This window comes from Bowmanella yangjiangensis (genome assembly GCF_017255015.1).
Classification (GTDB): domain Bacteria; phylum Pseudomonadota; class Gammaproteobacteria; order Enterobacterales; family Alteromonadaceae; genus Bowmanella; species Bowmanella yangjiangensis.
Window position 1 is genome coordinate 1 of the sequence record NZ_JAFKCS010000582.1, and the last position, 463, is coordinate 463.

Below are 463 nucleotides of genomic sequence, written 5' to 3' on the forward strand. Positions count from 1 at the left end.
GCAGCCCCGCACGGCGCGCCTTGAGATCCCACAGCGCGCTGTCGAACGCCGCGATGGTCTGCACCGCCAGGCCGCTGCGACCGATGGAGGCACTGGCCCAGCTCAGCTTGCTCCACAGCCGGGCGATATCGTTGGGGTCCTCGCCGATCAGCAGCGGCGCCAGCTCCAGCGCCTGTGCGTACTGCGCCGGGCCGCCGGTACGCAGGGTGTAGGTGAACCCCAGGCCCTGCTGGCCCTGTTCCGTCTGCAGCTCGACGAACAGCAGGCTGACAGCCGCCAGTGGCAACTGGCGCCCGGTGGACACCTTGGCATCGCTCACCGCCCGCGCCAGCGGCAGCTCGACGGAACGCAGACCGACCCAGCGCACGGGGTCGGGGTTGTAACGCTCGATACTCATCCTCTTCTCCTCGATCAGGGCCGGCAAGGCAGTGCCGGCCCGTCGATGATGGACGCGAGAATTGAT

1 pseudogene is annotated in these 463 nt (G+C 68.9%); it reads right to left on the reverse strand.

Annotated elements, in window-relative coordinates:
- A pseudogene (locus J0A65_RS25765) lies at positions 1-397 on the reverse strand (hypothetical protein); the annotation flags it as partial.
- Between the last annotated feature and the right edge of the window lie 66 nt (positions 398-463).